This window comes from Armatimonadota bacterium (genome assembly GCA_018268395.1).
GTDB lineage: Bacteria > Armatimonadota > Fimbriimonadia > Fimbriimonadales > Fimbriimonadaceae > JAEURO01.
This window is the reverse complement of record JAFDWQ010000003.1, coordinates 617,085-641,258: the sequence shown is the minus strand read 5'-3', so window position 1 is coordinate 641,258 and position 24,174 is coordinate 617,085. Positions and strand designations below refer to the sequence as shown.

Annotated in this window: 23 protein-coding genes; 13 read left to right on the top strand and 10 right to left on the bottom strand. The window is 62.9% G+C overall.

What is annotated here, in order from left to right; all coding sequences use genetic code 11:
• Positions 1-102: 102 nt before the first annotated feature.
• Positions 103-615 (bottom strand): hypothetical protein, encoded by a 513-nt coding sequence (locus tag JST30_08455; GenBank protein MBS1714354.1) that lies wholly within the window; start codon positions 613-615, stop codon positions 103-105.
• A 90-nt stretch (positions 616-705) separates the two neighbouring features.
• Between JST30_08455 and JST30_08450 the strand changes: the two genes are divergently transcribed.
• Positions 706-2,694: a S8 family serine peptidase gene (locus tag JST30_08450; protein ID MBS1714353.1), complete on the top strand. Its 1,989-nt coding sequence runs from the start codon at positions 706-708 to the stop codon at positions 2,692-2,694.
• A 42-nt stretch (positions 2,695-2,736) separates the two neighbouring features.
• Here the strand turns inward: JST30_08450 and JST30_08445 are convergent, their stop codons facing one another.
• Together JST30_08445 and JST30_08440 are read right to left on the bottom strand one after the other, a co-directional pair.
• Positions 2,737-3,015: a hypothetical protein gene (locus JST30_08445; protein ID MBS1714352.1), complete on the bottom strand. Its 279-nt coding sequence runs from the start codon at positions 3,013-3,015 to the stop codon at positions 2,737-2,739.
• A 51-nt stretch (positions 3,016-3,066) separates the two neighbouring features.
• Positions 3,067-3,579 (bottom strand): GNAT family N-acetyltransferase, encoded by a 513-nt coding sequence (locus tag JST30_08440; protein MBS1714351.1) that lies wholly within the window; start codon positions 3,577-3,579, stop codon positions 3,067-3,069.
• A 129-nt stretch (positions 3,580-3,708) separates the two neighbouring features.
• Between JST30_08440 and JST30_08435 the strand changes: the two genes are divergently transcribed.
• Positions 3,709-5,778: an elongation factor G gene (locus JST30_08435; protein MBS1714350.1), complete on the top strand. Its 2,070-nt coding sequence runs from the start codon at positions 3,709-3,711 to the stop codon at positions 5,776-5,778.
• Positions 5,779-5,831: 53 nt separating this feature from the next.
• Here the strand turns inward: JST30_08435 and JST30_08430 are convergent, their stop codons facing one another.
• Both JST30_08430 and JST30_08425 read right to left on the bottom strand, forming a co-directional pair.
• The gene (locus JST30_08430) at positions 5,832-8,495 is read right to left on the bottom strand and encodes a hypothetical protein (protein MBS1714349.1); all 2,664 of its coding nucleotides are present in this window, start codon (positions 8,493-8,495) and stop codon (positions 5,832-5,834) included.
• Between the two features lie 229 nt (positions 8,496-8,724).
• Positions 8,725-9,576 (bottom strand): HDOD domain-containing protein, encoded by an 852-nt coding sequence (locus tag JST30_08425; GenBank protein ID MBS1714348.1) that lies wholly within the window; start codon positions 9,574-9,576, stop codon positions 8,725-8,727.
• A 153-nt stretch (positions 9,577-9,729) separates the two neighbouring features.
• Here JST30_08425 and JST30_08420 point away from each other — a divergent pair, with 153 nt between their 5' ends.
• From JST30_08420 to JST30_08405, 4 genes are all read left to right on the top strand, one after another.
• Complete coding sequence (locus JST30_08420) at positions 9,730-10,674, top strand: J domain-containing protein (GenBank protein ID MBS1714347.1); 945 nt, start codon at positions 9,730-9,732, stop codon at positions 10,672-10,674.
• Positions 10,675-10,697: 23 nt separating this feature from the next.
• Positions 10,698-11,075, top strand: a complete 378-nt coding sequence (locus tag JST30_08415) for a MerR family transcriptional regulator (protein MBS1714346.1) — start codon at positions 10,698-10,700, stop codon at positions 11,073-11,075.
• Positions 11,076-11,179: 104 nt separating this feature from the next.
• Complete coding sequence (locus tag JST30_08410) at positions 11,180-12,322, top strand: aminotransferase class I/II-fold pyridoxal phosphate-dependent enzyme (GenBank protein MBS1714345.1); 1,143 nt, start codon at positions 11,180-11,182, stop codon at positions 12,320-12,322.
• A gap of 48 nt (positions 12,323-12,370) precedes the next feature.
• Positions 12,371-12,973 carry a hypothetical protein gene (locus JST30_08405; protein ID MBS1714344.1) on the top strand — a complete coding sequence of 201 codons (603 nt, stop codon included), beginning with the start codon at positions 12,371-12,373 and terminating at the stop codon, positions 12,971-12,973.
• Here JST30_08405 and JST30_08400 read toward each other — a convergent pair.
• Positions 12,970-13,467 (bottom strand): redoxin domain-containing protein, encoded by a 498-nt coding sequence (locus JST30_08400; GenBank protein ID MBS1714343.1) that lies wholly within the window; start codon positions 13,465-13,467, stop codon positions 12,970-12,972. The two genes, JST30_08405 and JST30_08400, sit on opposite strands and share 4 nt — an antisense overlap.
• A gap of 78 nt (positions 13,468-13,545) precedes the next feature.
• Here JST30_08400 and JST30_08395 point away from each other — a divergent pair, with 78 nt between their 5' ends.
• The 3 genes from JST30_08395 (at position 13,546) to surE (ending at position 17,257) form a co-directional block, all read left to right on the top strand.
• Positions 13,546-14,841, top strand: coding sequence for a hypothetical protein (locus JST30_08395; protein MBS1714342.1), 1,296 nt, complete (start codon positions 13,546-13,548; stop codon positions 14,839-14,841).
• Positions 14,842-15,479: 638 nt separating this feature from the next.
• Positions 15,480-16,463: an HD domain-containing protein gene (locus tag JST30_08390; protein MBS1714341.1), complete on the top strand. Its 984-nt coding sequence runs from the start codon at positions 15,480-15,482 to the stop codon at positions 16,461-16,463.
• A gap of 23 nt (positions 16,464-16,486) precedes the next feature.
• A complete protein-coding gene (gene surE, locus JST30_08385) occupies positions 16,487-17,257 on the top strand; it encodes a 5'/3'-nucleotidase SurE (protein MBS1714340.1) in 771 nt (256 codons plus the stop codon).
• On the opposite strand, the gene JST30_08380 is transcribed toward surE, so the two are convergent.
• Positions 17,247-17,657, bottom strand: coding sequence for a nuclear transport factor 2 family protein (locus tag JST30_08380; protein MBS1714339.1), 411 nt, complete (start codon positions 17,655-17,657; stop codon positions 17,247-17,249). The two genes, surE and JST30_08380, sit on opposite strands and share 11 nt — an antisense overlap.
• 125 nt (positions 17,658-17,782) lie before the next feature.
• On the opposite strand from JST30_08380, the gene JST30_08375 reads away from it, so the two are divergent.
• Positions 17,783-18,259, top strand: a complete 477-nt coding sequence (locus JST30_08375) for a hypothetical protein (protein ID MBS1714338.1) — start codon at positions 17,783-17,785, stop codon at positions 18,257-18,259.
• Between the two features lie 110 nt (positions 18,260-18,369).
• Here JST30_08375 and JST30_08370 read toward each other — a convergent pair whose 3' ends face one another.
• Entirely contained in the window at positions 18,370-19,635 is a 1,266-nt protein-coding gene (locus JST30_08370) for a type II/IV secretion system protein (protein MBS1714337.1), read from the bottom strand.
• Positions 19,636-19,672: 37 nt separating this feature from the next.
• Positions 19,673-20,890, bottom strand: a complete 1,218-nt coding sequence (locus JST30_08365; GenBank protein MBS1714336.1) for a helix-turn-helix domain-containing protein — start codon at positions 20,888-20,890, stop codon at positions 19,673-19,675.
• Positions 20,891-21,016: 126 nt separating this feature from the next.
• On the opposite strand from JST30_08365, the gene JST30_08360 reads away from it, so the two are divergent.
• The 3 genes from JST30_08360 to JST30_08350 all read left to right on the top strand — a co-directional run bounded on the left by JST30_08360 (position 21,017) and on the right by JST30_08350 (position 22,663).
• A complete protein-coding gene (locus JST30_08360) occupies positions 21,017-21,676 on the top strand; it encodes a PEP-CTERM sorting domain-containing protein (GenBank protein MBS1714335.1) in 660 nt (219 codons plus the stop codon).
• Positions 21,677-21,766: 90 nt separating this feature from the next.
• Positions 21,767-22,372 carry a leucyl/phenylalanyl-tRNA--protein transferase gene (locus JST30_08355; GenBank protein MBS1714334.1) on the top strand — a complete coding sequence of 202 codons (606 nt, stop codon included), beginning with the start codon at positions 21,767-21,769 and terminating at the stop codon, positions 22,370-22,372.
• 87 nt (positions 22,373-22,459) lie between these two features.
• On the top strand, positions 22,460-22,663 hold the full coding sequence (locus JST30_08350; GenBank protein MBS1714333.1) for a hypothetical protein: 204 nt from the start codon (positions 22,460-22,462) through the stop codon (positions 22,661-22,663).
• 52 nt (positions 22,664-22,715) lie between these two features.
• Here JST30_08350 and trmFO read toward each other — a convergent pair whose 3' ends face one another.
• A complete protein-coding gene (trmFO, locus tag JST30_08345; GenBank protein ID MBS1714332.1) occupies positions 22,716-24,110 on the bottom strand; it encodes a methylenetetrahydrofolate--tRNA-(uracil(54)-C(5))-methyltransferase (FADH(2)-oxidizing) TrmFO in 1,395 nt (464 codons plus the stop codon).
• Between the last annotated feature and the right edge of the window lie 64 nt (positions 24,111-24,174).

Below are 24,174 nucleotides of genomic sequence, written 5' to 3'. Positions count from 1 at the left end.
CCATTTCTTGCCATGAAAGGGCCACTTCTTGCCATGAGCCGGCCCGTTCCTTTCAGGACAGGCGTCGGTACCTTAGCGTCTCGAAGCCTCTCTCGAAGCGGCTCAGCCGCCGTACTTCGAGGGGATCGGTCCGGCCGCGCTTTCGCCCGCCCAGACGATCGACTGGATCCACCACCGCTCACCGTCGAATGACAGTTGGACGCTGTTGATGCCCCGGTCGAACGGCTTCTCCTCGGGGGACTTGAGCCGCGACTCGTAGGTGGTGAACACGTGGGCGATCGGCCCGTACTCCTCGACCTTACGACTGACCTCCTTCTCGAAGAACCCGTCCTTTTCGAGGGCCGGCCCGGCTTTGGTCACGTAGTCCTCGGTGGTGAGCACCATCGTCGCGAACTTGTCGCCGCGCTTGAAGTTCGGCACCATCCGGGCGCCCGGAGCGAAGAGGTTGCGGAACCTGGCCCAGTCCCGCTTCTTCTCGGCGGGGCCGGAGATGACGTCATAAAGCGCGAGCACGGTCGACTCCACCGTCTTCGTATCGGCGCTGTAATCGGACTTGGGAGCGGCGTCTTGGCCGAAGAGGGCGAGGGTCGCGGCGAAAACGGTGAGCGGGCTCATACCTGGCAAGTCTACGCAACGTTCTTGGAAAAGGTGCCTTCCGAGGGGCGGTCCGGTTAGAATCGGAGGGATTCTTTCGGGTGTCACCCCATGATCCGACGAACTACGTCCCTTGCCCTGGCGGCCTGCGCCGCATCTTTCTCTTTTGCCGGGAGCGTCAAGCTGAAAGCGCTGGAATTCGACCCTTCGAGATCCGAACCCGTCGTGCCCGCCGCTTGGAAGTCCGCCCCCGTCGTCTCCGACGCGGTCGGACGCTTCCTCCTGCAGACCCCTGGCTCCTTCTCGGAAGCGGGCCAGCGCCGGATCGAGGCCCTCGGGCTCCGTATCGACGCCTATCTGCCCGACGACACGTACATCGTCAAGGGCCGACCGAGCGCCTTGCGCGCGGCTTCCAAGGCGGGCCTCGCGAGCTGGTACGGCAGCTTCCATCCGTTCTATAAGCTCAGCCCGGAACTGGGTCTGCGCTCGTTCGCGACCCCGGAGCGGCAGGCCGAGCGGGCCGCCGGCCAAGTCAGGGCGACCGTCCACGTCTTCGTCGGTGAGGAGATTTCGGCCGTCGTCAGGGCGGCTTCAGCCGCCGGGCTCGACGTCGTCTCGCAAGGTGCGATCGGGCGACACGAGCTGGTCGAAGTCCGCGGCAGGTTGGACGCGGTCAAGTCGCTGGCCAAGGTCGGTGCGGTGCAGTTCATCGAGGAGTCGGGCGAGTGGAGCTTCCGCAACGACAAGACGACATGGGTCGTGCAGTCCAACGTGACGAACTCGCGTCCTCTGTGGGACCACGGCCTGAAGGGGCAGAACATGACCGTGGGATTGATCGACGGGGCGATGTCGATGAACCACAACTGCTTCAAGGACCCGAACGGGAACCCGATCGGCCCGAACCACCGCAAGGTCGTGATGTACAGCGGGACGCAGGGCTCGGACAGCCACGGCACGCACACGGCGGGGACGATCGCCGGCGACCGCGAGCCGGTCAACGGTCTGACGTTGAACAACGGTCACGCGACGAAGGCGAAGATCGCGTTCACGAACCTGGGGACGGTCAACAGCAGCAACCTCTATTCCAAGTTCGTCGCGGCCTACAACGCCGGCGCCCGTGACCATTCGAACTCGTGGGGCGACGACTCCACGACGGCCTACACGAGCTGGTGCCAAGCGATCGACCAGTTCAGCTACGACTTCGAGGACGCGATGGTCGCGTTCGCGGTCACGAACCAGTCATTGCTCAAGACGCCTGAGAACGCGAAGAGTTGCCTGGGCGTCGGCGCGACGAACCAGACTCCGAGCCAGCACACGATCGGTTCCGGCGGGCGTGGCCCGACCTCGGACGGCCGCCGCAAGCCGGAGATCTTCGCGCCCGGCATCGGGATCGTCTCTGCGAACGGCAGCAACGATACGTTCGCCTCGCTCTCGGGGACGTCGATGGCGTGTCCTGCGATCACGGGCGAGGCGGCCTTGATCCGTCAGTGGTACAAGGAGGGCCGCTTCGCCAAAGGTTCGGTGACGCCGTTCAGCAGTTGGAACGCGAGCGGTGCGTTGATCCGGGCGACGGTCATGAACGGTGGGGTGGACATGACGGGGGTGAGCGGCTACCCCACGAACAACGAGGGCTTCGGTCGGCTCTTAGCCGACAACGTCCTTTGGTTCCCTGGCGAGCAACGCCGGACGTGGTTCTGGGACGTCCGCCGTGCGCAAGGCTTGGCTCAAGGTTCGTCCCGGACGTTCACCGTGATCGTCAAGGACGCGAACGCTCCGCTCCGGATCACCATGAGCTTCACGGACTATGCAGCGACCGTGAACGCGAGCAGCGCCGCAGTGAACGACGTCGACCTTAAGGTGGTCGCTCCCACCGGATCGACGTACCTCGGCAACGTGTTCAACACGACGTTGGGCGAATCGACCCCGGGCGGTGCGGCGGACGCGAAGAACTCGACCGAGATGGTCGTCTTCAACGCTCCCGTGCCGGGCGCCTATGAGATCACGATCTCGGTTCCCAAGGTGGCCCAAGGCGGGACGCAGGGGTTCGCCCTGGTCGTCAACGGCGACTTGGCCCCCGTCTTGCCGATCGGTCTGCCGTGAACCGTGCAGGCCCGACCACCGGTCGGGCCTGCTTCTGAGATTTCAGCCGTTCAGACGCTGTTCGATGTCCGAGACGGGCGGCGGGGCTTGTGGGGCCGCACTGAGCGGCGGGCCGTCGGTCCGGACGATGTGCTCGTGGAGCTGGTTGCGCAGGTCGTTGATCTGGGCCTGCATCATGTCGAGCTGCTGTCGGGAGCGCACGTCCTGTTGCGGCTGGCTCCTGACAAGTTCCGCCATCTTGCGCTGGTGGCTGGTCAGGATCGCAACGATCGGGATGCTGAAGACGGCCACGACGGCCACCATCGGGATCAGGTCGCCCACGCCGCGCCCTCCTGTCTTTCCGTGTCTTCGTGACGTTCCATCGTAAACTCTTCAGTCCTTGGGGACGGGCTTGGCCATGACCACCGACCGGTACGTCTTGCCGTGCCACTGGTGGTGCCCGACGACCTCGAAACCGCGCCGTTGATAGTACTCAATGAGGTGCGTGGCGGTTTCAGGCGTATCAAGACCGACGGTCGAATAGCCACGGGCCCTCGCTTCGTCCACGACCTTTCGGTACAGCGCGTCCCCCGTCATGTGGCCCCTGTATTCGGGCAGGACGCCGAACTGGCACAGGACGGCGACGTCGTCGCGCTGATAGAGTTCCGGGTCGTCGTCCCAGACGTCGGTCCCGATCGTCACGGTCCCCACGAGTTTCGTGCCGTCGACGGCGACGAACGTGTCTCCCTTTGCGACCCGGTCGCGCGTCGTCGCGACGTCCTGATAACTGGCCGTGAAGTTCCATCCGCGCTCGGCCAGACCGGCATAGGCGCGGTGCAGCAATTCGGTCAGTTCCTCATAGGAATCGCCGTCGTCGAAGGGTCGGATCAGGACGTCGGGGGCCACCTTGACCGACGATACCGCCTGCCCTCAGAAAGGACGACCGGCAGGAGGTCTCGGACGCCTCGGAGCCAGGGTGAACGGCGGAAGTTCCGCGTGCTATGCTGAACCACTTCACGACGAGGTTAAGACGAGTTGAAACAGTACACGCCCGACAAGATCAGAAACGTCGCCATTGTAGGTCACGGTGGTTCCGGAAAGACGATGCTCGTGGAGCACATGCTCTTTACGGCCGGTGCCACCGACCGCGTCGGCAGCATCGATGCCGGAAACACGCAAAGCGACTTCGATCAGCTCGAGTCGAAGCGGAAAATCTCGATCAGCGCCTCCGTCCTTCCGCTGGAATGGCACGACCACAAGATCAACGTGATCGACGTTCCCGGCTTCAGCGACTTCATGGGCGACCTGCACGCCGTCGCGCGGATCGTGGACGCTATGGTCATCGTCTGCGAAGCCAAACGCGACCTCGACGTCGGCTTCGACCTGGCCTGGGACGTCGCCGAGCAGCACGGCCTCGCCCGTTGCATCTTTATCAACAAGCTGGAACGCGACAACGCCGACTATCAAGGGCTGATGGAGACGCTCCACGCCCGTTACGGCAACCGCATCGTCGAGTGCCAGATCCCCATCGGCCATCAAGCGGCTTTCAGCGGCGTCCTCGACCTTCTTTCGATGAAGGTCTACAAGGGTAAGGACAGGGGGCAGGAGATCGAAGAGGCGCCCTCCGGATATGCCGAAGACGCGGCCCGCCTGCGGGACAAGATGATGGACGCGGCGGCCGAAGGCGACGACGTCCTGATGGAGAAGTACCTCGGCGGAGAAGAACTGACGCCGGACGAAGTCGAGCACGGCCTTATGGAAGGCACGTTGAACGGCAAGGTCGTGCCCGTGCTCTTAGGATCGGCCCAAAGCGGCATCGGGGTCGCGACGCTTTTGGACCGGATCGTGGGCGAACTTCCCTCGCCCGTCTACCATCCGTTCACGGCAGTCGACGGCAAGAAGTACGAGGAAGACCCGAACGGCCCCCTTGTCGGTTTTGTCTTCAAGTCTACGGCCGACCCCTATGTCGGCAAGATCAACTATGTGCGCGTCTTCAGCGGCATGCTCAAGGCCGACGACCATGTCTGGAACGTGGGTCGGGAGAAGGACGAGCGCGTCCACAACCTCTTTTTTGCGCACGGCAAGAACCAGGAGCCTGCGCAGGTGGTCTGGGCCGGCGACATCTGCGCGATCGCCAAACTCCAGGACACGCACACGGGCGACACGTTGACGACGCAAAAGGACAAGATCCAGATCGCTCCGGTCGAGTTCCCCGACCCGATCTACCGCGTCGCGATCCATCCGAACAGCAAGGCTGACGAAGACAAGCTTGGTTCGACCCTCGAACGGATCCTCGAAGAAGACCCGACGCTGCGCTACACGCGCGACACGGTCATGCACCAGGAACTGCTCGAAGGCATGGGCGACATCCACATCGACTCGGCAGTCGACAAGCTCAAGACCCGGTTCGGCGTCAACGTGACGCTCGGCGAAGCCAAGGTCCCTTACAAGGAGACCATCAAGGGTTCGGCCAAGGCCCAGGGCAAGTTCAAGCGGCAGACGGGCGGCAAAGGCCAATACGGCGACTGCTGGCTGGAACTCGCGCCGATGTCGCGCGGCGAAGGGTTCACGTTCGAGAACAAAGTCGTCGGCGGCGCCATCCCCAAGAACTACATCCCGGCCATTGAAAAGGGCGTCCGCGAGACGATGGTCGGCGGGTTCCTAGCCGGTTACCCGGTCGTCGACGTGAAAGTCGTCGTCGTGGACGGTTCGTACCATGACGTCGACTCCAGCGAACAAGCGTTCAAGACGGCGGCCAGGATCGGCTTCAAAGCCGCCGCCGAGAAAGCTCAGCCGACGATCCTTGAGCCCGTGATGAAAGTCGAGGTCGACGTCCCCGACGAAGCCGTCGGCGACGTTGTGGGTGACTTGAACACGAGGCGCGGCCAGCTTCAGGGCATGGAGCCGGTCGCGGCGGGCAAGACGCGCGTCAACGCCCAGGTCCCGATGGCGACGATGATGCGGTACGCCCTCGACCTCCGGTCGATCACGAAGGGCCGCGGAATCTTCAAAGCGACGGTCTCGCACTACGACGAGATGCCTCACAACGAGCAGCAGAACCTCATCAAGGAATACGAGAAGCACAAGAAGGAAGAAGAGGACTAAGGTTCAGCAGACGGGTTCTGGTACGGACACCTGCACCAAGTGTCCGTACAACCTCATTCCACCACCCAAGCCACACGGTCCACTGACATTCCCTTCGGTCCTGAGGAGGGGCCGACGGGTATCGGGCCGGTGCCGGTCCATCGGAGACGGCATTTGACGGCGCCGTCCGGACCCACGAACGTCGGTCCGTACGGCACGGTCAACGACATGTCCGAACCTGCCTTCGAAGCGTCGCGAGAGTTCCCTGGCACAAAGCTCCCCTGCACTCTGTCGAAAACTTCGAACACCACGACGCCCTTCTCGAAGTCTTCTCTTACCGAAGCGGCACAGTGGAGCCACGTCCCTTGCTGGGCCGTTACCGTGCCTGAGAACTCGACGTTGAGCGCATCGTGTTGAGGGTATTTCCCGGCATCGAGGTCGAATGCGACCTCAGAACCGTCGACCCGACCAAGGTCGGAGACAGTTCCGGACCTCAGCCGGCCTCGAACCACGTGGACCGCGGACGCGGCTTCGTGGTCCCACCCGACGGCCCGGAGGAACGCGTCATTGTCCGTCGTCAAGCTCCAACGGTCGCCAAAGATCAAGACGTCCCCGAGGCCGTTAGAAGTCAATGCGAAGTATCCGGAGTCATCCGGTCCAGATTGAACGAAGCCGTTCGCAAACACCGAACCGTTCGATGGCCAACGGTCGGACCCGTCTTCCGCTAGCAGTTTGACGAACGACTTCGTCGAACTCCCCATGAGGTCGACATAAGCGACAGCCGCTCCACCGGTACCGGCAGGAGTCACAGAGGACACCGTGACAGGTCGTGCGACAGGGAGTCCGACGTCTCGCGACCACAGGACGTTACCGTTTTGATCGATGCGCGCGGCAAACTGGCTGCCGGCCACCGTTCTATTCGGGTTATGGAACACGAAGGTGCCCCCCTTGTGATCGGTCGCGAATTCGATCTCACCGGCCGCAGTCGTCACCCAATCAGACTTCTTACACCTCCACAACAATTGTCCTGTCGGGCCCACGCGATCGATTTCGACTTTCGCTACAGAGCCGCCGTCATACTGTTGGGAGGCGAAACAACCCCCTTGACCGTCGGACATGCACGACAAGTATCCGGAAAACGAGCCTTCGTCCGTATACGTCCACTGGGTCGCTCCAGAGGACGTACACTTCACGACGGTACTTCGGAGCGTTCCCGTAAACCGCCCGCTTCCCGCAAGGATGAAACCACCGTCACCCGCAGCGCAGACCGACCACATCGAACACTCGCGCCCCGGATCCAACTCGAAGGAGCTCACTTCCTGGCCCGCTCCGTTGAATATCGTTACCCAGGTCTTCGCCACGCTGCCGAAACTCGGCGACTGCCCTCTCACGACGATCGCCCCACCGTCCGATCGAGGAACCACTCCTACGAGAAACAAGTTGACACCGACGTTGCTCGAAGTCGACCAAAGCACCTGCCCCTCCCGATCAAGCTTCGCAAGCTGAAAGTTCGTTCCTCCTGAACAGTAGAACTGTGACTGGTCCTTGGCTACGACGACGGCTGCGTTCTCCGAACCACCTTGCGAGAGCACGGTCCTCCAGAGCTCGCGTCCGTCTTCACTTCGGGCCATGGCATACGTGGACGTCGGTCCCTGGAATCCAGGCTTGATCGACTGAACGTACGTATAAGAGATCCCGGAAGAGCCGGCCATTGCGGCATAGACGGTGTCGCTCATCGACACGTCGAGGGCCGTCTCCCGTTCGACGACCAATTGGCCGGCCGCATCGTAGGACGCGAACTTCGAAACGAGCGCCGGGACGAACAAGAGGATCGAATCATCGAGGCCGCCCGCCCACGTGCCGGTCGAGGGTAGCGGAATACTGAACTGCAACACTCCTGTCGGACCATAATGTTGGACAAGTTCTGCCGATCCCGTGCATCGGACCGTGACACCGCCGTCAAGTGTGGGCCTCAGACCGGAAACCGACGAACCGATCGTCAAGACCTTCTGGATCAAGGTGTTCCCTGCGGTATCAAGGAGGGCGAACGCGCACTTGTTGTCAAAGCCTCCTGTTCCTCCGCCGACCGCTATGCGACCAGAAGCACCGGTCGTGATGGTCACGGTGTTCGTGAACGACAATGACTTCGACCATTGCTGCGTCGCGATTGAAGAAAACAGCTTCACGGTCGATCCGCTCGCAGTAACGAATCCGCTGGAATGCCCGGTCAGGATCCGGATCCCAGGGACAGTCGCCTGCCCCAAGAAAGGCTGAAAGAGGGCTAATCCTCTTACGTTTTCCCCAAAACGGAAGAAGACGTTCCCGTCTGCCGAGACACAGAGGTCGCTAGGCGAAGCATCGACGTTGGAGTTGTCCGGGTCAAAGTCCGTCGTCCAGATCAGCGAGCCGCTTGAGTCAAGGAACTCGATCCTAGCCCCTCGTGAGGAGTTGTTCTGCTGCTTAATGGAATAGGCGACGGCACACCCACCCCCGGGCATCGCGCACGCCAGGACATTCCCGCCCTGATACGGGGCGACTTCCCGGACGAAAGACAACGAGCCGTTCAACGTCCACGCCGCCACGCCACCGGAATTGTTCGGCAAATTGTAGCTGAGATAGATCTTGTCGCCGGCTGTAAACCTTCGAGGTGTCAGTTCGGTGGACGGTATGTACCAATCGAGCGACTTACGTAGGCAATCCTGGCCCAAGACCTCAATGGCTTTTCGATCGAGACCCATGTACCCTGCCGCCCAATCGCCTGTGGCGAGTGGCAACAGCACGGGCACCGTGCCACTCGGCCAGCGTAAGTCGGTCGCGACATCGAAAAGCAGCTTGGCCTGTCCATGACTCGATCCGGTGAGGCAGGCTACAAAGATCCCAAAAAGCAACCTAGAGTAGCGCACGGTACTGAATACGATACCGCGAAACTTGTGGACGAACGTCCCGTCAATTCGGCCGGTTAGCCGTTCAGGCCGCGATCTGGAACGTGTCCTGGGCCTTAGCGATTTCCTGCGCGACGACGTCTTTCACGACGCCTAACTGCGCTTCGGAGATCGCGAGGTGCTCGGCGGCGGCTTCGTCGGTCGGCGGTGCTGGAAGCCCGCTGTGCATGAACCCGAGTTGCCCGGCGACCGTGTTCGACAACGACATGACGGCCGCAGCGTCGGCGCCCGGTGAGAACGGGTCGAAGAGACCCTGGTCTTGGATCGCCTCTTGGATCAGGGCGCTCATGCCCCACTTCTTGGCCAGCACGACGCCCACGCCGATGTAGGAGAAGCCCAGCGCCCGCTCTTGGACGTCGGTCAACGGTTGCCCGGCTTCACGGGCTTTCAAAATCGTCGCATGCAAGTCTTGAGGTACGAACTTATCCATTGCAAGGATGCCGATTTCTTGCATCATAGCCGCGCAAAAGAGCTCCTCCGCCCGTGCAGGGAACTTGATCTTGCCAAGGATTCGGGCCGTCGTGGCGACGGCCAACGAGTGGCGCCAGTAAGAGAGTTTGTCGAAACTGGGGCACTGGGTCCGGCCAGAAATCATCTGCTGCATCGCGATGCTGATCACGACCGAGCGGACCGTGGTCAGCCCCAAGAACGAGATCGCCCGTCCGATCGTGGGAACGGAGGTGGCGCCGTAGTAGGCCGAATTAGCGACCTTGAGGATTTTGGCCGTGATGGCCGGGTCCATTTCGATCGCACGCTCGATCTCTCGCGGACTGGCGTCAGGATCGTCGGCCAATCGCAAGACCTGGCTTGCAGCCTGAGGCAAAGTCGGGAGGTTTTCGCTCCGCGACATTCTGATTTCAAGGCTCGCCAAGTCCACAGGTTTCATTTTCGGGTCGGCACGCTTGAATCTCGACCTGTCAGAACCCTAAGGATCGTCAGGCACGACGCGGGCCAGGACGGAGGCGGGACCTGAAACGTCCACACCCTCTGGCCCGTCACTTGAGTATGGTACGCTCAAGCACCTGAGCGTATGACCGTCATGGGCAAGGACTACTATGCAGTGTTGGGCGTTCCAAAAGACGCCGACGACAAGGCGATCAAGACCGCCTATCGCAAGCTTGCCCGGAAGTACCACCCGGACGTCAATCCGAACGATCCCACGGCCGAAGCGAAGTTTAAGGAAGTCGGCGAAGCGTACGCGGTCCTCAGCGATCCGACCAAGCGGGAAAAGTACGACAGGCTCGGCCCGCGATGGGAAGAGTCCCCTGACTTCGGAGGGTACCAAGACTTCCAGAACGTCGAAATGGACTTCGGGGGCCTGTTCGGCCACTTGTTCGGCATGGGCGGAGAAGGGTTCGGTCGCGCGAAGACCGTCGCCGCCCGGGACATCGAGCGGTCCGTCGACGTGAGTCTTGAGGAGATCGACTCGGGCACCAAACGGACGCTGACGTTCCAGACAGAAGACGCCTGTTCGACGTGCGGCGGAAGCGGTCAAGTCCGACTGTCCAGCGGCACCCGCACGGGCGCTTGCCCCCAGTGCCGGGGGACGGGCCTCGTCCTCAACTCGCGGAAGATCGTCGTCAGCGTTCCCGCAGGATTCAAACCGGGCGCTAAGCTCCGTGTCTCCGGAGGCGGTTCGAAGGGATCCAACGGGCGGGCCGGCGACTTGTTCGTGAAGATCAACCTCCTGCCCCATCCGACCTTCAAGTACGACGGCGAGTCGACGGAGACCGACGTCGCCGTTCCCTTCGCGACAGCGGCCCTGGGAGGAGTCGTGTCCGTACCGACCCCGCGAAGTTCGGGCAAGTTTACGGTTCCGGCAGGGACGCAGGGCGGACAGATGTTCCGCCTGAAAGGTCAGGGAGTCGGTAAGTCCGACCTCATGGTCCGCGTCAAGATTTCCGTCCCGAAAGCGCTGAACGCCGAGCAACGACGCCTTTTGGAGCAGTTCGCCAAGCTCGAGGTCGAAGCGTGAGGACGTCGGGGCGGCCGGTCTACATGATCGGGGTCGCGGCCGAACTGTGCGGCGTCCACCCGCAGACGCTCCGACAGTATGAGCGTCTCGGACTGGTCGTCCCGAGCCGGGTCGGTGCCAAGAACCGGTTGTACAGCGACGAAGACGTGCTCCGCGTCCGTCGCATCCAGCGGCTGACCCAGCAGATGGGGGTCAACCTTGCCGGGGTCGAAATCATCTTGCGGCTGCTCGACGATATGGAGGACCTGCAACGCGATTGCGAGCAACAGATGAACGACTACGCGGCCGAGGTCGAACGTCGGGTCCAGAACATGCTCGCCAACTCGAGCACGCCCGTACGTGCGGACGAGCCGCTTTTGCCCGTCCTCCGGTTGCGGCGTCGGGACAAGGGCGAGCTCTAGGGTCCGGCCGATCTCCTTGGTTCCAGTGGTCGGTCCGGTATCCTCCCGCCGTGCCCAAGCCGTCGACACGACTCGAGAAGATCCCGCCGTACCTGTTCTCCGAAATGGCCCGCATCAAACGCGAAGCCATCGCCCGCGGCGCGGACGTTATCGACCTTGGTATCGGCGACCCTGACCTTCCGACTCCGGTCCCGGTCCGCGAAGCCTTGAAGAGGGCCGTCGACGACCCCTCCACGCACCGGTACGACGAGACCGCCCTCGGATGGTTGAAGTTTCTCGACGCAGCCGCCGCGTTCTATCGACGCGAGTTCGGAGTCGCCCTCGACCCGCGGACGGACTTTTGCCAGGTCATCGGCAGTAAAGAGGGTCTCGCCCACCTTGCCTGGGCGTATGCAGACCCGGGCGACGCGGTCATCGTGCCGAACCCTGCCTACACGGTCTACAAGGTGAACGCGCTCATGGCCGGGGCGGACGTGTTCGAAGTCCCTCTGATGGAGAAGCGCGGCTTTCTTCCCGACTTGAGCGAAATCCCGACCGACGTCGCCAAGCGGGCCAAGCTGTTCTACGTCTGTTACCCGAACAATCCGACGGGCGCGACGGCAACGCCGGAGTTTTACGCCGACCTCGTCGCGTTCTGTCGCGAGCACGACGTGCTCGCCGTCAACGACATGGCGTACGGAACGGTCTGTTACGACGGTTACAAGAACCCGACGGTCCTTCAGGTACCGGGCGGCAAAGACGTCGCGATCGAGTTCCACTCGCTCAGCAAGATGTACAACATGACGGGCTGGAGGCTCGGGTTCGCTTGCGGGAACCCGGACGCCGTCGCCGTCTTGCAGCGGCTCAAGTCGAACATCGACAGCAAGGCCTTTCCGGCCATTGCCGAAGCAGGAGCCCACGCCCTGGACAGCGTTTCCAACGACGACACCATCGCCCTCTATCAGAAGCGTCGGGACAATCTGGTCGACGGTCTCCGATCGATCGGTTGGAACGTTACCAGGCCGAAGGCGGCGTTCTACATTTGGGCCAAGGTTCCCGTAGAGGGCATGTCGAGCGCAGAGTTCGCGGGTGCGCTGTTAGAGAAGGCCCATGTACTCGTCATTCCGGGCAACGGGTACGGGACGGAGGGCGAGGGATACGTCCGGATGAGCCTCACGTTGGTCGGGGACAAAGAAGGAGAGCGGTTCGCGGAGGCGGTCAAACGGATCGCGGCGTCCGGGCTGATCCCGCAACCGAGCGCGGTCTAGGACCGTCTTCGTGCTGTGACGGCCCTTCTAAGTGGACAAAGCCAGGCGATGCAGCAAGAAACGTTACGCGAGCTCTTGGTCAGAGCCGAAGAGATCCAGCAACAGAGTTCGGTCGAGATCGAAACACGTTCCGAGGTCCAAGAACTGATCGTTGCGGCGGAAGAGTCCGGTGTATCCCGGGACGCGATCTTGCAGGCCTTGCGCGAGCGTATCAGCGCGACGGAGAGACCCTTGACCGAGGGCGAGCTCGCCTTCGTGACCTCCAGCGACGGACACCAGTACGTCGCCAGGACGCTGGACGTCGGGCCCCATTCGGTCAAAGTCAGGTTCCTTAAAGGCGGCGAAGCGAGCGTCCCCCGCACGGACGTCAAACCGTTGTCCGTCATGCCGGGACAGACCCTTTGCTGCCCTTGGCCGAATTGGGGGTGGTGGAACTGCAAAGTCGTCGGTTACGACCCGGAAAACCTGATGGTCCGCGTCACGGACGGTTGGACGGAACAGGCGTCGTTCCATCTCTCGGACGTCCGGCTGAACAAGCCCTCCGCGCCCGGCTTTTCCCGACTCAAGGACAAGCTGTTCGTGGTCGGCATCGCCCTCGGAAGCGGTCTTCTCGGAGCGCTGGTCCAGTTCTTGCTCACCCGACCGCGTTAAGCCCTCTCGGCTAACAGCTTTTCGATTGCGGGGAAGACGTCGTCGAGCTTTTCGAACCGGAACTTCCGGTACGACCCTTTACGGTCGATGAAGCTGAACGAATACTGGACTTCGCCTTCGGTCGGGAACAGGGCCTTGGTCGTCGCTCCGTCTTTGTCGACCATCACGGGCCAGTTCACGGGAACGTGCCTCTGGACGTCGGTCCAGATTCTCGTCTGCTCGCCGTCCAACGTCCCGGAGAACACCCCGAAAGCCGTCAGTCCTTTCCTCCCATATCTGTCCAGAGCCTGACGGACGAGCTTGGCCGCGTGGTCGTAGCCACAACAGAAGGTCGGCGTGAAATGGACGAGGACGACTTTGCCCTTGGCGTTCCGAACGTTGAACGGGTCGGCCGCACCCATCCAGCTTTCGGCACGGAGGACGGGAAAGGGGACCGGCGGGCCAGCGGGGACGAGCGGCCGGGCCTGTGCGGCGAGGACAAGGGTCGTGAGCATCCGTGAGGTTCCAGACGCGGAGCCACGGGTCCGGTTTCATCGGCCCCTCAGTGCGAAGGTACCCTCCCCGCTCTCCGTATGCCGCTGAGCTTCGACGAGGCCGTCGCCCGAGTCTCCAGTCTCCAGAACAAAGGCTGGCGGCTCGAACTCGACCGGATGCGCGAGTTAGTCCGACGGCTCGATATCGGGCATTGGCCCCGCTTCGTCCACATCGCCGGTACGAACGGAAAGGGCAGCGTCACCGCGTTCGTCCAGAGCCTTCTCATCGAACAAGGCTGGAGGACGGGCGCCTATTTCAGCCCGTACGTCTTTTCCGTGCGGGAACGGATCCAGTTCACGGACCCTACCGATCCTGACCGCAACCGGCTCATTCCCCCCGGACACTTCGCCGGGTTGGTCGAAGAGGTCTGGCCGATCGCCGAGAGTCTAGAACCGACCGAGTTCGAGGGCCCGACGGAGTTCGAGTTCAAAACGGCCATGGGGTTCCTCTACTGGTCGAGGATGAAGGCGGACTATGTGGCTCTGGAAGTCGGTCTGGGTGGTCGTTTGGACGCGACGAACGTGATCGAGTCGCCTGCCAGTTGCGCGATCGTCAGCATCGGACTCGACCACACGCACATTCTCGGGGAATCGCACGCGCGCATCGCGATCGAAAAAGCGGGCGTGATCAAGGAAGGTCGGCCCGTCGTCGTAGGCGACGTTCCGGAGGAGGCGTTCTTGGCCATTGAGACGATCGCCAAAATCAACCAGGCCCCGCTTTGGCGGGTCGGTCGCGACTTTGGAGTGAGCACGGGCTTCGACGGCTTCCGGGTCCAGACACCGGGCGGTTCGTTCGAGAGACTGATCCCAGGCATCCAAGGGTCCGTCCAGCCGCACAACATGGCGGTCGCCATTGCGGCCGTCGAAGCGGCAGGAGCGATGCGCGAGCCTCGAAAGGTGCCCCACGGCTGCTCCCGGGCGACGGCGCCTGGGAGGATGCAGTCGGCCGTTTGGAACGGTCAAAGGTTCCTCCTTGACGGCGCCCACAACGCCGAATCCTCCCAAGCGTTGTGCGAAAGCCTGGCGTCCCTACCCGAAGAGCCTGGGCGGATCGTGCTCCTGACGGGGATGTTGGAAGGGCACAAGCCCGCCGGGTTCTACGAACCCCTGTCACGGATCGTGGACGAGGTGCGGTTCGTCCCGATCGACTTCCACCGCACGAGGAGTCCAGAGGACCTTCAAAGCGAGGCTGGCTGGTTGTTCCCGCGTTCCTTCTCGCATGCCGACGTCTCGGAGGGCCTACAGGCGGCGATGGCGTCACGACCCGACCTGATCGTGGTCACGGGCAGCTTCTACCTTGTGGGCGAGGTCGGACGGGCCATCGGACTCGGCTGACGACCTGTTCCGGCAAGGCCGAAGACCGTCCGGTTCGAGCCGGTGTCCCCTTTTTGGCCGTCAACCATCGGCGCATACCCGGGCGCTAGTCCGCCGATCCGAACTCGGATCGCATTCGGGCACGGCCGTGGCCTGAGAGACTTTGAGTCCGTTCCGAGACGTGCCGAGTAGCGAACGGAGCCCAAACCGCCGATAAAAAGGAGGACGGTCTTCGGACTGTCCGGCCACTAGGCATGAGATCCGATTCAGTTCAAGAGGGCAATCCGTTCCTGTCGAAGAGCCGAGGGAGAGCGCTATGGCGCGACGCCGTCGGCCCGATCGTCGTCTTGCTCGGCATCTCTGTCGTCCAAAACCTGACGACACACTTTCCCGATCTGCCGGATCCGGCCCCGCTCATCCTCGTCTTCGTGGTCGTCGCGGGCTATCTGACGAGCCTGAACTCGGCGATCCTGTGCAGCCTCATCGCGGTGGCTTATGCCTTGGTCTTCCTGGCCGGTCGGCCCGGAACCGATCACACCGTCTTGTCGAACGTGGTCGAATGCGGTTTCGTGGCTGTGGCCGCGCCGATCCTGGCCATAACCGGGGCCCTCTTGCGGCAAAGCGCCAACCGGAACGCCGACGCGCTTCAAAAGCACTTGATGAACACGCCCTTAGGCGTCATCGAGCTTTACGAGGACTACGAAGTCCGGCTCTGGGCCGGATCGGCCGAGGCCATCTTCGGCATCTCCGCCAAAGACGCCGTCGGCAAGAACCTCTTCGAGCTGGCGGGCGTGTTCTTCGACGAAAAGGACGGCCTGGACATCCGGATGCTGCTCGAAGAGTTGCAGCACGGCCGAAAGTCAAGGGCGGTCCTTCAGACGAAGTCGCATTCCCGGAGTACGGGCGAAGGCCATTCCCGGTGGTTCTGGTCGAGCCCGCTCGACTCGCGCGGGAAGCACTCCCGGTTCCTTGTCCTCGTCGAGGACATCACGGAGCGCGTCCACGCGCGACAAGAGCTCGAGCGGAGCAAGGGCGAGATCATCGAACGTCTCGTCCGGGCGACCGAGCAGCGTGACGGTGGAACCGGTGCCCACGTCGTCCGGATGGCCCGCTATTGCGAGGCCGTCGCCGAGTCGATCGGACTGCCGGAAGAAGAGTGCAAGATCATTTTGACGGCCGCTCCGATGCACGATATCGGCAAGATCGGGATCGGAGACGAAATCCTCCTGAAGCCGGGCAAGCTGACCGAAGAGGAGTACGAACGGCTCAAGTTGCACACGCTTATCGGCGCCGATATCCTGATCGGGAGCGACAACAAGCTCGTCCAAACGGCCGAGCAGATCGCGCTCACGCACCACGAGCGTTGGGACGGCAAAGGCTATCCGAACGGTCTGAAAGGTCAAGAGATCCCTCTCTCGGGCCGGATCGCGGCCGTTTGCGACGTTTTCGACGCCCTGACGTCTCCACGCCCTTACAAGCGCGCCTGGTCCGTCGAGGAAGCGGCCCACGAGATCCGGAACGGCGCGGGCACCCACTTCGACCCGGTCGTCGTAGACGCGTTCCTCTCGGTCCTGCCCCGGATCAAGGCCATCAAGGACGAGTTCGAACCGAAGCGGACGTCCGACGCGCGCAAAGCAGCGTAAAGTCCGCCCGGTATGCTCGCCGGATGCGCATCCTGGTGACGAACGACGACGGTGTCCGGGCCGAAGGCATCCGACACCTCGCCGACGTCGCCGCCCGCTTCGGTGACGTGAAGATCGTCGCTCCCGACCGGGAGCGCAGCGCCTGCGGTCACGCCATGACCATGCGCGAGCCACTCCGCGTCCGAACTTGCGACGTCGACGGCCACGAGGCGTACGAGGTCAACGGCGTCCCGGTCGATTGTGTGAACGTCGGCTTGACGGTCGCCTGGCCCGAGGGGTGCGACCTCGTGCTGAGCGGGATCAACAACGGCCCGAACCTCGGGTTCGACGTCACCTATAGCGGAACCGTCGCAGGAGCCATGGAGGGGTGCATCAACGGAATCCGGTCCTATGCGCTCAGCATGTGCGTCTTCGCCGACGGCGCTCCCTTCCACTACGAGACGGGTGCCACTTGGCTCCGAGAGAACTGGGCGCTTTTGGCGAGCCTTCCCTTGCCCGAGATGTGCTTCCTGAACGTCAATGTTCCAGCACTCGCGTACGAAGAGATCGAAGGCCATAAGTTCGTCGGCATGGGACAGCGGATCTATCAGGACCGCGTGGAACGGCGGGAAGACCCTTGGGGACGGCCCTATTATTGGCAGGGAGGAGTCGTCGTGATGCGGCCGGACGAGGCCGAAACCGACGTCTGGGCCGTCACGAAGAGTCATGTCTCCCTGACACCTGTCAGCCTGGATTGGACGGACCGAAAGGTCCTTGAAGCCTGGAAAGTCCGAGCAGCGGCCGTCAAGGCTTGAACGCCTCAGCGATCGCCGGGTCATGGAACTGTTCATAGCTGACGACCGAACCCTGCTCGAACCTCCAAACAAAGGCCCATCGTGTATGGGACGTCTTGCCTGTCGAACGGACCTTGCACGTGAACGTCCCAAGTGAGACGACCGTTTCTCCTTTGGCGACGTTTTCGATAACTTCAAATGCCATAACCTCTACTGATTCGTCGAGTGTGCGAAAGAATGCCGCCGCACCTTCCCGTCCGGTCCAGTTTCCGCCCCAGGGTACGACAGGGTCGAAGCGACACGTCCAGGCGACGTTTTCGTGCAAGTGGCCCAGTATCGTCGGAACATCGTTCCGGCCAAAGGCGTCGTAGACCGCCAAGACCGTTTTCAGGTTTGAGGACAAGGGTGCCGTGGTGCTCATGACGCGTCGAGTGTCGATCACAGGACTGACAAGATGCACGCACGCACATGACGATCGCCTGAACCTCGTTCGCCCTTTGGCCCCTGAAGGTCTGACGGAGTGCGGTCCCGCGCGTCATAGGAAGCATGAAGGTCTCTCCACGGACGTTCGCCTGGGCCGCTTCGCTCGGCCTCGCCGCCTGTTGCGCCGCAGGAATCCGCCAGCACGAAGCGTCACGCGACGTCCGAGAAATCTCGCTCGAACGGACGCCCTGTTTCGGCGGATGCCCTGTGTACACTGTCACGTTCAAGTCGGACGGGACCGTCCACTTCTCTGGTAAACGCTACGTCGATAAGACCGGGGAGTACGAAGGGAAAGTGGCGCCTGAAGAGGTTGCGAAACTGGCCAAGGCGTTAGACACACTCGGATTCTGGAAACTCGACAAGGACTATTCTGAACCGATCACGGACCAGTCGCACCAGTATGTCCGGGTCACGACCGACAAAGGCGTCCGTACGGTCCATCGTTACGGCCGAAAGGCGCCGGACGAACTGTGGATGATCGAAACGATGATCGACGGGATGCTCTACAACGTCCGTGGACTCGAAAAAGTCCCGTCATAGCCTTCGTCTCATCCCGTCGGCCAGCTCGGAGACGAAAGGAGACAGAGCCATGACGACCGCACTCACAAGCGAACGTCATGGCCGTCAAAACCCGTTCCGACCCCCCAGGATCATTCCACGGCTTGCGTCGAGACGGCTTTGATGACTTCGTCCGGAGTCGTCACTCCGGCCAGGACTTTGTTCTTGCCGTCCTCTTGCATCGTTTTGAAACCTTGCTTTTTAGCGACGGCCAAGAGTTCGGGATAGCCAGCTCCTTCATGGATCGCCTGCTTAAGAGGACGGTCTCCGATGATGAGTTCGTACACGCCGATACGGCCCTTGAACCCGGAACCGTTGCACTCCGGACAACCTTTGCCCTTGAGCAGTTTTGCGCCCGGCATGTCCGCCGCCGTGCAGCCGAGTTCTTCGAGTTCGTCACGCGAATAAGGGAACGGTTCGGAGCACTTCGTGCAGTTCCGGCGGACAAGGCGCTGGGCCATGATCCCGACGAGGACGCCTGATATCAAGTACGGCTCGGCGTTCATGTCGACCATACGGCCGATAGATTCGATGGCATTGTTCGTGTGGAGGGTGGACAGCACCAAGTGTCCCGTCAAGCCGGCTTGGATGCCGATGGCGAGCGACTCGGGGTCGCGCATTTCACCGACCATCATGACGTCCGGGTCTTGGCGCAGGAACGCGCGCATGACCCGCGGGAAGGGTGTGCGTTCGGTCACTTGGACCTGGGCGATGTTGTCGTCGAACTCGTATTCGATCGGATCCTCGACCGTCACGATGTTGCGCTTCTTGCGGTCGAGCAAGTTGAGCGAGGCGTAAAGCGTCGACGTCTTACCGGAACCCGTCGGCCCGGTGACCAAGATCAGGCCGTAAGGCACTTGGATCAGGTTTTTCCACTGTTCGCGGACGTCGTCCGACATGCCGAGGCCGTTGAGGTCGACCTTCATCGCCTGGGGGTCGAGAAGACGCATGACGAACTTCTCGCCGTTCAGACAAGGGATGCACGACGCGCGGGCGCTCAGCTTGCGGTCGTCATATTCCATGTCGATGCGGCCGTCTTGCGGCTCGCGCTGCTCGTCGATGCGCATCCCGGCGGACAATTTGAGACGTGCGAGCACGTTTTGCGCCTGCTCCGGCGGAAGCTGGCCGTTGTCGTGCAAGATGCCGTCTTGACGGAACCGGATCCGGAGCTGATCCCGCTCGGGTTGGAGGTGGATGTCGCTCGCCTTAAGGTCGAGCGCGTTCATCATGATGTTGTCCACGATCCCGACGGCGAGGCTCATTTCGTTGCCCCCCATCTCGCGCGACTGCCCTTGTTCGCGGATGATCAGGCGGAACCGCTTCGCGGCCCCCCAGTTGCCTTGTTCGGAAATGCTCATCGGCAAGGTCTAGTGTGAAGCCTGACGGTAAGGGGGGTCAAGGGTCGGCGCGCCGTTCGGTCCGCCCGGAACGCCTCTCGATCCGCCGGACCATCGGCGATCCGAGCCCGAACGCCGATTCTGCGGCCCGACAACGGTCCAGGTCCGAAGCAAGCCCCTCGACGTCTCCTAGAGCCTCGTGGATCCCGGCCAAGGCGACGTCCGCGTTGTACCGTTGAAGGGCGCCTTCGGCACGCTCGCGCAGGCGTTCGACGGCCCGGAGCGACGCGGCGTCACGCGACACCGAAAATTCGATGTCCCGCTCGTTCAGTTCGACCAGGAACGCGATCGAGGCGTTTCCGGACCGGTCAGCCCAAGTCCCTGCAAGACGGCACCATTCCCGCCCCGAAGGGCCTGTCCGAAGCGTTCTTGCGATCCTGGTGAGCTGAAGGAAAGTCTGGGCTTGTTCAGGGCCGGGTCGCATGGCCAGGACGCGCGTTCCGAGTCCGCTGGGATCCTTGAGCATCCCTCCGACCGAACTTCGGGCCAACCCGATCGTTGTCGCCAATGCCGTCGCCTGGTCTTGGCCCGGTTTGGCCGGTGACCCGGCACGTCGGAACTCCGACCACAGTTCCAGAGCGCCGCGGTGGTCTCCCATGATCATGAGCCCGTGAACGGCGTCGGAAGCCGCCGGCCACACGTCTTCGGCATCGAGACGGCCGCGAAGAAGTCCGTCCCAAAGCGAGTAGACGCAGACGCGCGAAAGTCCGCCCGGAACCAGGAACTGCTCGGCCATTCCCTGCACGGCCTGCCCAGAGGACGCTTCGAACACGCTGCGGGACAAAGTGTCCGCTTCCAGGGGCGAGAGTCCGACGGCGGACCCCAACCGCTGGAGCGTCTCCGGTCCAGGAACCCGCTCGCCTGTTTCGTACCGGTGGACCGACGGCTGGCTGATCCCGGTCGCCAAGGACACGTCCTCCATCGTGAGACCGGACCGGTGCCGGGCGGACCGGAGCAACCGGAGCACGGGACGGCCCCCGCCGTCCGAGTCGTCGTCCGAACGAGGGCCACGGGCTTCGAGACCGAACGCTTCCGCCCGGCCGCCCCAAGCCGCCACGACGTCCGCCGCTTCCTGGACCGATGGGAGCCCGCGGCCTGATTCCCACCGCTTCAGGGTGGCGGGCGAAACATCGATGGCCGCAGCCGCTTTTGCGACGGAGAGCCGATGCGATTTTCTCGCCGCCCGGAGAGCGGCGCCGATGGCCCGCTTGTCCATCGGAGTCCATTGTAGTGCGGTCCGGGAGGTTTCTTTCCACGAAGTGAGCCGGTTTTGCCCTTCTGGTCGGTGTCCCGGAACGGTCTATCCGCTACGAGGGCCACGGCCCTAAGGAACACCATGAACATGATGAACACCCGGCGTACGGCCCTGACCGTCGTCGCCTCGATGCTTGTCCTGGGCGGAGCCCAGGCTCAGACCTGGTACATCGGGACGAACTTCGCAACGTCCGTCGCCCAAGAGTCGGCCTGGCAGACGGCCGTCGGAGGCGCTCCGCTCGAGAATTTCGACTCCGACCCTTTGAACAAGCCTTACGGCAACATCTCGACCGTCGGTCTGACCGTACGTACGTACGCCGACACGACGCAGGCCCTGGTCACGAACGGAGGGAACACGTTCACCCGGAGCGGCGACCAGTTCCTCTGGAACACTTCGCACCTGAAAACGTACTTCGACGCCAACTCCCTCTTGTCCGCCTTCGGTTACTGGGCCGCGGGCGGGGACGGGGACACCCACGTCGTGAGCCTCTTCGACAGTTCAGGCGCATTGATCGGTACGAACACTGTGGTCGCGGGCCAAAACCTGCCGTCCTTCCTCGGAGTCGTCTCGAACGTCCCGATCGCCACGGTCCTGATCGAGGCGCCCGGTTTCGGCGGAACGTTGGACAGCCTGGGGTTCGACGACGTTCAGACCAAAGCCGTACCTGAACCCGCGACGGTGGTCGGATCAGGCCTCGCAGGTCTCGCGCTCGTCCGTCGAAGACGACGCCGGACAGAGGCCGCCTAGCGCGAAACCAGGGGTCTGGCTCCGACCCTCTTGTCCGAGTGGGGCCAGGCCCCATAATGGTCGAGGGAGCGGCCCTCGATGGACCGGTCCTTGAGGGCTCTCATGGTCCACCGCTTGAACCCTGACGTCCTTTCGGCAGGGTACGCGCAAGGGGCGTTTCCCATGGCCGACGAGCGCGGCCGAATCCAATGGTATTCGGTCGCGCGCCGTGCCCTTTTCCCCATCGAGGGTGTCCGGGTCTCCCGGTCGTTGCGCCGTACGATCGCCAAAGGAACGTTCGAAGTCCGGTTCGATACAGCCTTCGAGGACGTCATGCGGGCGTGTTTCCGGCCTGACGGCAACTGGCTGACGGAGGAGTTCGTCGAAGCCTATTCGGCCTGTCACCGCCAAGGATGGGGGCACTGTTGCGAAACATGGCGGGCAGGCCGCCTCGTCGGAGGGGTCTATGGCCTCGCCGTCGGGCGGAGCTTCAGTGCCGAGTCGATGTTCCACCGGGAGCCAGACGCAGGCAAGGTCGCCCTTTGGGCGCTCGTCAAAAAGTGCCGCCAACTCGGCTTCTGGGTCTTCGACGCCCAGGTCCAGAACCCCTTCCTCGAATCCCTCGGCGCCTTTGAGGTCACAGAGTCGCGATTTTCGGCCCTGCTGCAGGGCGCCCTTCTCGCCGAGACCGACTGGAGCCGGGGCAGGCCTGTCTGAAACCCCGTAATCTCACAGAGACGGTGCCCCTTCCCCTCCCCGATCATCCTCATTGGAGCCCCATGGACGGGGCCCGTGGGGACACGGATGGCTCGAAGACAGCTCAAAGTCGTGAAGCTCGTCGAACCGGACCTTTGCTTAGAGTGCAGGTTCGCGCAGATGGCTTCGGTCGAAATGAAGGACGGTACGGTTCAACGCATGATCCACTGTCGAAGGCTCGACTGCGACAACTGGGACTACAGCACGGCCGAGGCCGCGAAAGGCGTCCAGGTCGACGAAGACGCTGCCTGACCCCGAAATCCGATCGATCGGGCGCCTTGCTTTACGGCGGGCGCCCGTCCTTTTATCCGGGCGCGACGGTCGCCACTTGAGCTTCGGCCAACTTCGACGTCCAATCCTGGAACGCAGCCCGGGCCGCAGCCAGCTTCATCTCCCGCTTGACGCCCTTGTCACGGACCGGAACGCCCGGATCGGGCAACAACCCCCAATTGACGTTCATCGGGGCGAAATCCCTCTCGGTATCGTCGCTCAAATGGCTCAAGAGCGATCCGAAGGCCGTCTCCCGAGGGGGTTGCGGAGCGTCCGAACCTTGGATCCGGGCCAAGACCGAGAGCCCGGCCCAGATCCCCATCGCTGCGCTCTCAACGTAACCTTCGACGCCTGTCAATTGCCCTGCGACGAACACGCCGGCCCTGTCGCGTAGCTCGAGCCAAGGGGTCAGGACCCGTGGGGCGTCGAGGTACGTGTTCCGATGGATGACGCCGAAGCGCACGAATTCGGCTTCTTCGAGTCCGGGGACCATGCGGAACACGCGCTTCTGCTCCCCGAACCGGAGGCGGTTCTGACAAGCGACCAACGAATAGAGCGTCCGGTCCCGGTTCTCGGGCCGAAGCTGCAGGGCCGCATACGGCCGACGACCCGTTCGCGGGTCGGTCAATCCGACGGGCTTGAAGTTCCCGAACGCCAAGGACCGCTCGCCGCGCTCGGCGATCACCTCGATCGGCATACATCCCGAAAAGTAGGCGATCTTCTCCATAGCCGCCTCGTCCGAACCGCCCTCGCCCGCACGGACCCCGCCGGCCTCGAAGGCATGGAACGGCACCCGTTCAGCCGCGACAAGTTCCCGGACGAAGGCCTCGTACTGGGCTCGGTCCAAGGGGCAGTTGAGATAGTCGTCCCCGCCTTTGTCATAGCGGCTCTGAGCGAACGCCACGCTCCGGTCGATCGTCGAGGCGTCGACGGTCGGACTGACCGCATCATAAAAGTGAAGGTGGCGGCGGCCCGTGACCTGTGCCAGCCATTCGGAGACGTCGTCGGTCGACAGCGGCCCGGTCGCTAGGACGGTCGTCTCGCTTCCCAGGTCGGCGGGCGTCCACGGTCGGCGGACGGTCTCGATCGACGGGTGCGACCGTAGCTTCTCCGTGACCGCCCGTCCGAACGCCTCCCTGTCCACGGCCAGCGCCTGCCCTCCGGGGACTTCGTGTTCGAGCGCTGTGGCGATCACGACCGATCCGAGCGCGGACATCTCGTCCTTCAGGAGACCGGCTGGGGAGTCGGGAGACTTCGATTTCAGGCTGTTCGAACAGACGAGCTCGGCGAACCACTCCGTCGTATGGGCGGGCGTCGTCGCCTCGGGGCGCATTTCGAACAGCCGGACGGCCGTCCCCCGGCTTGCCAAAGCCCAAGCTGCTTCGACCCCCGCGAACCCGGCTCCGACGACCGTCACCACGACCTCGATTGTGCCCTTCTGCGGCCACGACCAGGGGGCCCCGTCGTTTCAGACGAAGCTTGACTCTCTCGCG

What these genes read in the sequence shown, in the direction of transcription:
- JST30_08455 (MBS1714354.1), bottom strand. Translation starts at nt 615, where the DNA reads ATGAGCCCGCTCACCGTTTTCGCCGCGACCCTCGCCCTCTTCGGCCAA.
- JST30_08450 (MBS1714353.1), top strand. Translation starts at nt 706, where the DNA reads ATGATCCGACGAACTACGTCCCTTGCCCTGGCGGCCTGCGCCGCATCT.
- JST30_08430 (MBS1714349.1), bottom strand. Translation starts at nt 8,495, where the DNA reads ATGGGTCTCGATCGAAAAGCCATTGAGGTCTTGGGCCAGGATTGCCTA.
- JST30_08420 (MBS1714347.1), top strand. Translation starts at nt 9,730, where the DNA reads ATGACCGTCATGGGCAAGGACTACTATGCAGTGTTGGGCGTTCCAAAA.
- JST30_08415 (MBS1714346.1), top strand. Translation starts at nt 10,698, where the DNA reads ATGATCGGGGTCGCGGCCGAACTGTGCGGCGTCCACCCGCAGACGCTC.
- JST30_08410 (MBS1714345.1), top strand. Translation starts at nt 11,180, where the DNA reads ATGGCCCGCATCAAACGCGAAGCCATCGCCCGCGGCGCGGACGTTATC.
- JST30_08405 (MBS1714344.1), top strand. Translation starts at nt 12,371, where the DNA reads ATGCAGCAAGAAACGTTACGCGAGCTCTTGGTCAGAGCCGAAGAGATC.
- JST30_08400 (MBS1714343.1), bottom strand. Translation starts at nt 13,467, where the DNA reads ATGCTCACGACCCTTGTCCTCGCCGCACAGGCCCGGCCGCTCGTCCCC.
- JST30_08395 (MBS1714342.1), top strand. Translation starts at nt 13,546, where the DNA reads ATGCCGCTGAGCTTCGACGAGGCCGTCGCCCGAGTCTCCAGTCTCCAG.
- JST30_08390 (MBS1714341.1), top strand. Translation starts at nt 15,480, where the DNA reads ATGAACACGCCCTTAGGCGTCATCGAGCTTTACGAGGACTACGAAGTC.
- surE (MBS1714340.1), top strand. Translation starts at nt 16,487, where the DNA reads ATGCGCATCCTGGTGACGAACGACGACGGTGTCCGGGCCGAAGGCATC.
- JST30_08380 (MBS1714339.1), bottom strand. Translation starts at nt 17,657, where the DNA reads ATGAGCACCACGGCACCCTTGTCCTCAAACCTGAAAACGGTCTTGGCG.
- JST30_08375 (MBS1714338.1), top strand. Translation starts at nt 17,783, where the DNA reads ATGAAGGTCTCTCCACGGACGTTCGCCTGGGCCGCTTCGCTCGGCCTC.
- JST30_08370 (MBS1714337.1), bottom strand. Translation starts at nt 19,635, where the DNA reads ATGAGCATTTCCGAACAAGGCAACTGGGGGGCCGCGAAGCGGTTCCGC.
- JST30_08365 (MBS1714336.1), bottom strand. Translation starts at nt 20,890, where the DNA reads ATGGACAAGCGGGCCATCGGCGCCGCTCTCCGGGCGGCGAGAAAATCG.
- JST30_08360 (MBS1714335.1), top strand. Translation starts at nt 21,017, where the DNA reads ATGATGAACACCCGGCGTACGGCCCTGACCGTCGTCGCCTCGATGCTT.
- JST30_08350 (MBS1714333.1), top strand. Translation starts at nt 22,460, where the DNA reads ATGGCTCGAAGACAGCTCAAAGTCGTGAAGCTCGTCGAACCGGACCTT.